Origin of the sequence: Sphingomonas sp. FUKUSWIS1 (assembly GCF_000733135.1) — a bacterium.
Lineage (GTDB): Bacteria > Pseudomonadota > Alphaproteobacteria > Sphingomonadales > Sphingomonadaceae > Sphingomonas > Sphingomonas aerolata.
In genome coordinates this window covers 15,001-20,080 of sequence record NZ_JPJC01000090.1, presented here as the reverse complement: position 1 = coordinate 20,080, position 5,080 = coordinate 15,001, and the positions used below count along the sequence as shown (strand labels likewise).

Genomic DNA, 5,080 nt, shown 5'->3' with positions numbered 1-5,080 from the left:
CGTCTTCGTCCGCGCCGACGTCACGACATTGAGATCACCCGCCAGGTTGGTGACCAGATCCGCCTTGTCCTGCGGCTTCAGCGCCCGGTAGAATTCGCCCGCCTGCGCGAAGTTGTTGGTCTTGGCGACTGGCTTCGCATCGACGGTCGCGTCGATGCCATAGGGCGCGGCACGGAAGCGGGCATCGGTCGACTTTGCCGCGGTCGCCGCCGGGAAATAATTCACGTCGGACGCGCGGTTGGCGTGGTCGAGCTGGCCGTCCTGGTAATTGTTGACGACGCTCGCGAGCGGACGATTGACCGGCAACTGCATCGCATTGGCGCCGATGCGATAGCGCTGCGTGTCCGAATAGGAGAACAGCCGCCCCTGCAGCATCCGGTCCGGCGACGCCTCGATCCCCGGCACGAGGTTGGCAGGCGCGAACGCCGACTGCTCGGTATAGTCGAAGAAGTTGGTCGGCACCTTGTTGAGCGTCATCTCGCCGATCTTGCGGAACGGCACGCCCAGCCATTCCTTGGTGTCGTCGAACGGATTATAGTCGAGCTTGGCAAACGCCGATGCCGACATCGTCTGCACCATCAGGTCCCAGACGGGGAAATTGCCCTTGCCGATCTCGCCATAGAGATCGTCGGTCAGGTAGTTCCAGGTCGCGGTCGCCACCTGCGCGCCGTTCAGGTTGCGCACGCCCTGGCGGCTGATCCAGCGGAACTTGGCGAACATTGTTTCGCCCTTGGCATTGACCAGCTTGAAGGCATGGACGCCGTTGCCGTCCATCGTCCGGTAGGATGCCGGCGTACCGAGGTTCGAATAGACATGCGCGAGCATATTGGTCGCCTCGGGCGTCGCCGAGAAGAAGTCGAAGAAGCGATTGGGGTCCTGCTTGTTCGTCACAGGCGAGGGCTTGAGCGCGTGGATCATGTCCGGAAACTGGATCGCGTCACGGATGAAGAAGATCGGCAGGTTGTTGCCGACCAGATCCCAATTGCCCTGATCGGTATAGAATTTGGTCGCAAAGCCGCGCGGATCCCGCATGCCCTCTGGGCTGCCCGAGGGGTGGATCACGGTCGAGAAGCGGACGAACACCGGCGTCTGCTTGCCGGGCATGAACAGCGATGCGTCGGTGATGCTCGAAATGTCCGCGGTCGCGGTGAAGACGCCGTGGGCACCGGTTCCGCGGGCATGGACGACGCGCTCGGGCACGCGCTCCCGGTCGAAGCGTGCGAGCTTCTCGATCAGCGTCGTGTCCTCGAGCAGGACGGGGCCAAGGTCACCCGCCGCCTTCGAATGGCGGTTCTCGCCGATCGGCGCACCATTGTCGCGGGTCATCTGCGGTGCGGCGACACTGGCCGAATCACCCTTGGCTTCGACCGTGCCGGCCACACCGGCCTGCGCCAGCGCGGGCTTGCCGGCGCTGGACGGTGCCGCAGCGGTCGTCATGCGGGTTTCCGCCTGCGTCTCGGCCGGCGCCACCGTCTGCGCGGCAACCGGCTGAATCATGGCACCAGCCGATGTCGCAGCCAGCAGCATCGCCGTCACGGCCTGACGGCTCTTCACGTTCTTCATCTCGATCCCTTAATCCTGCATGCCATCAGCGTGGCATCCCCGCACAGAGCGTGCGGCACCGCCGCCTCCTGATCGAGGACGCGCATCGCGCCAAACGGAGCTTCTGGATCACAGCAATCGAGCAGGACGATCGAGCCGCCATCGTGCCGCTCGCCGGACGATTGCCGAACGATCCTGACCGGGATAGACCGGCGCCGCTGACCTGTTCGATCCGAGCAGGACGGCATGATCGCGTCGGTGCCCCGGAAGGGGCTTAATAGGGAACGCGGTGAGGGTGGTTCGCCACCTGAAGCCGAGGCTGTCCCTGCAACTGTAAGCGGCGAGCGCGATGCATTTCGCTTCTTCCTGCAAAGGAAGGGGCAGCCACTGGGCCAGACGTTGCGTCATGAGGGCCTGGGAAGGCCGTGTATCGTGTGGTGACCCGTGAGCCAGGAGACCTGCCGGCGTCTGGTCGCTCTTGCCTGGCCCAGGGGGTGGCCGCGGCACGGTACTCCGTCGAGCGACGACGTGTGCGGTGGGGACCGCACGGGCATGCGTGCCGGTCGCAATCGCGTCCGGCTGGCGCGGATGTCGGCCGTTCGCGGGAGGTCCCTGCCGGGTTCGCCAGACGCCCGGGGGATTACCGTAATGCCGTTCCTATTGTCTCGCCTCGCGCTCGCGGGGGCTATTCTGTCGCCTGTCTTCGCAGCACAAATCCACGCCCAGTCCGTGCCGGATCCCGATACCAAGGACATCCTGATCGTCGGACAGCATGCCCAGGACACGCTCACCACGCCGAATGCGACCGGCAGCCGCCTGGGCCTCACGCCGCTCGAGACCCCCGCGACGCTCTCGGTCATCGATGGCGCCACGATCCGCGCGCGTGGCGACCTGTCCGTGATCGACGCGACGAGCCGCGCACCGGGCATCAGCAACGCGGGCAATCCCGGTAATGGCGGCACCGCACTCGCCGCGCGGGGGTTCAGCGGTCAGGGCTCCGTGCTCCAGCTCATCGACGGCATCAGGCTGTTCCCGGCGGCCGGCACGATCACCTTTCCGACCGATCCGTGGATGGTCGAGCGGATCGACATCCTGAGCGGCCCGGCCTCCGTGCTCTACGGCCAGGGCGCACTGGGCGGCGCGGTGAATGTCCTGATGCGCAAACCCGATACGCAGCGGACGCACGTGGAGGGCGAGATCGGCTATGGCTCGCAGGACAGCTTCCATGTCGCGGCGGGCGCAGGGGGGCCGATCACCGAGCGCCTCTCCTACCGCATCGACGGCAGCTATCGCCGGTCCGACGGCTATGTCGATCGTGGCCAGTCGCGCAGCCATGCCGTCTCGGGCACGCTTCGCTGGGCACCGACCGACACGCTCGTCGTCACCGCGCGGGACGATTATGGCGACCAGAAGCCGATGCGCTATTTCGGCACGCCGCTGATCGAAGGACGGCTCGACGACCGCATCCGGGAGCGCAACTACAACACACGTGACGGCGTCATCCGCTACCGGGACAACCGTACCAGCCTGCAGCTCGACTGGACGCCGAGCGATGCGGTCACCGTCAGCAACCAGGCCTATCGCCTCACCTCCAAACGCTCCTGGCGCAATCTCGAAACCTATTGCTGGATCGCCGCGGACGGCGTCTGCGCCAACGGCAGCGGCAACACCGGCACTCCCGGCAGCATCCTGCGCACCGACATGACCGGCATCGTCCACGACCAGACGCAGTGGGGCGATCAGGGGAGCGTGACGTTCAGGACGGACGTCGCCGATGGCGTCGGCAACGACCTTGTCATGGGCTTCGACGTCAACCTCATCAAGCTGACCTACTCCCACAATTTCGGGTCTGATCCCCAGGTTTCGGAGGTCGATCCCTTCGCGTTCGATCCCGGTCTGATCGTCGACACGCAAGGCATCGCACCGCGCTACCGCACGCGCACGACCGAATATGCGGTCTTTGCCGAGGATCGGCTTAAGCTCGGCACGCACGTCTCGATCGTTGGCGGCGTGCGCTACGAGCGCGACACGATTCGCCGCTGGTCGATCGACTATCCGGGCGGCGCCGGTACCGAGACGTTCGTGCTCGACAAGCGGCTGCACAATCTGACCTGGCGGATCGGGAGCGTCTATCAGCCGATCCCGATGGTGTCGCTCTATGCGCAATATGCCACCGGCGTGGACCCGCTGGGGACGCTGACGACCTATTCGACCGGGCAGGTGCAGTTCAGCAACGCGGTCGGCGACCAGGTCGAGGTCGGCGCCAAGGCAGTGTTCCTCGACGGTCGCGGCAACGCCACCCTCGCCGCCTACCGCATCGTCAAGAAACGCCTGCTGGCGCAGCTGACCCCGACGAGCCCGGTCGAGCAGGTAGGCCAGCGATCGGCCAGGGGTATCGAGGCCGCGGTATCGCTCGATCTGCCTTACGGTGTCGGGATCGATGCGAACGGCAGCATACTCGACGCGACGTTCGACGACTTCGTCTCCGGCGACACGCGCTTTGACGGCAATACCCCGCCGGACGTGCCCGAGACGCTCGCCAATCTCTGGCTGCGCTGGAACGCAACGCGTGCGCTCCAGGCGCGCGCCGGGCTGCGCTACGTCGGGCGCCGCTATTCGGACAACGCCAACAGCTTTCGCGTCCCCAGCTACACCATGGTCGATGCAACGCTCTCCTATGCAGTGACGCCACGGCTCGCGGTCGACATCCACGGCTACAATTTATTCGACCGAAACTATGCGATCAGCACGTACAACAACCAGCAATGGGTGCTCGGCCGTCCCCGCGCGATCGACGTCTCGCTTCGCGTCGGCTTCTAGCGCGCCCCGCGGCCGGCAGCCCTTGGGACGGGCCGCCGGCGATGTCGCCCCCCGGGAAAACCCCGGATAGCCGGTCGCGCGCGCGCCCGCCTAAGCCGCATGGCCACCCCATGAGGAGACATTGCGCATGCCGTTTTACCGGGCTTCCGAGCTGTTTACCCTCCGTCCCGTGCCGCCCACGCTCGGCAAGCCGGCATGGATGAACCTGCGCGCCGTGCCGCGGGCACCCTGGGCGGGGGAGCCGGAGGCACTGCGCGGGCCCGGCATCTACGGCATGTTCCATGACGACCGGCTCGTCTATGTCGGCCTATATGCCGGCAAGGCCGAGCGGCCCTTTGGCGGATCGGTCCTCGAGCGCTGGGAGAAGCACGTCACCTATCAGACGCTGCGCTCGCCCTATGTCACCTTCGCCCGTCGGCATCTCAAGCATCTGCATGCGCTCGCCGCCGCAGAGCCCAACGGACCGATCGAGACGATCGTTGCGATGCTGGCACTGAACGGCGATGAAAGCCCGCTTCTCCAGCGCAAGGGCGGCAGCTGCACCTTCGCCAAGGCGCAGCTCGCAGCCGCACACTGGGATGTGTTCGGGCCGGGGAACGAGGCCACGATGCTCGATCACCTCGGCTTCACCTATCTCCAATTGCCGCGCGACCTGGCCGCGACCATGCTCCCCGAGCCCGGGCAGCGGCCGAGCGCATGGGGGAAGAAGCACTGGCTT

General features: G+C 66.1%; 3 protein-coding genes and 1 riboswitch. Of the genes, 2 read left to right on the top strand and 1 reads right to left on the bottom strand.

Features of this window, described 5'->3' with window-relative positions; translation table 11 throughout:
- Positions 1-1,563: catalase (locus tag sphsw_RS06395; RefSeq protein ID WP_042466679.1), on the bottom strand; the 1,563-nt coding region annotated here is incomplete at its 3' end.
- A gap of 220 nt (positions 1,564-1,783) precedes the next feature.
- Positions 1,784-2,022: riboswitch (cobalamin riboswitch) on the top strand.
- A gap of 168 nt (positions 2,023-2,190) precedes the next feature.
- Here sphsw_RS06395 and sphsw_RS06390 point away from each other — a divergent pair.
- Both sphsw_RS06390 and sphsw_RS19690 read left to right on the top strand, forming a co-directional pair.
- Complete coding sequence (locus sphsw_RS06390) at positions 2,191-4,362, top strand: TonB-dependent receptor (protein WP_042466678.1); 2,172 nt, start codon at positions 2,191-2,193, stop codon at positions 4,360-4,362.
- 127 nt (positions 4,363-4,489) lie between these two features.
- Positions 4,490-5,080 (top strand): hypothetical protein (locus tag sphsw_RS19690; RefSeq protein ID WP_160172613.1); only part of this gene is annotated, 591 nt, incomplete at its 3' end.

Excerpts from the sequence above, each read along its gene's own strand:
- sphsw_RS06390 (WP_042466678.1), top strand. The coding sequence starts at position 2,191 with ATGCCGTTCCTATTGTCTCGCCTCGCGCTCGCGGGGGCTATTCTGTCG.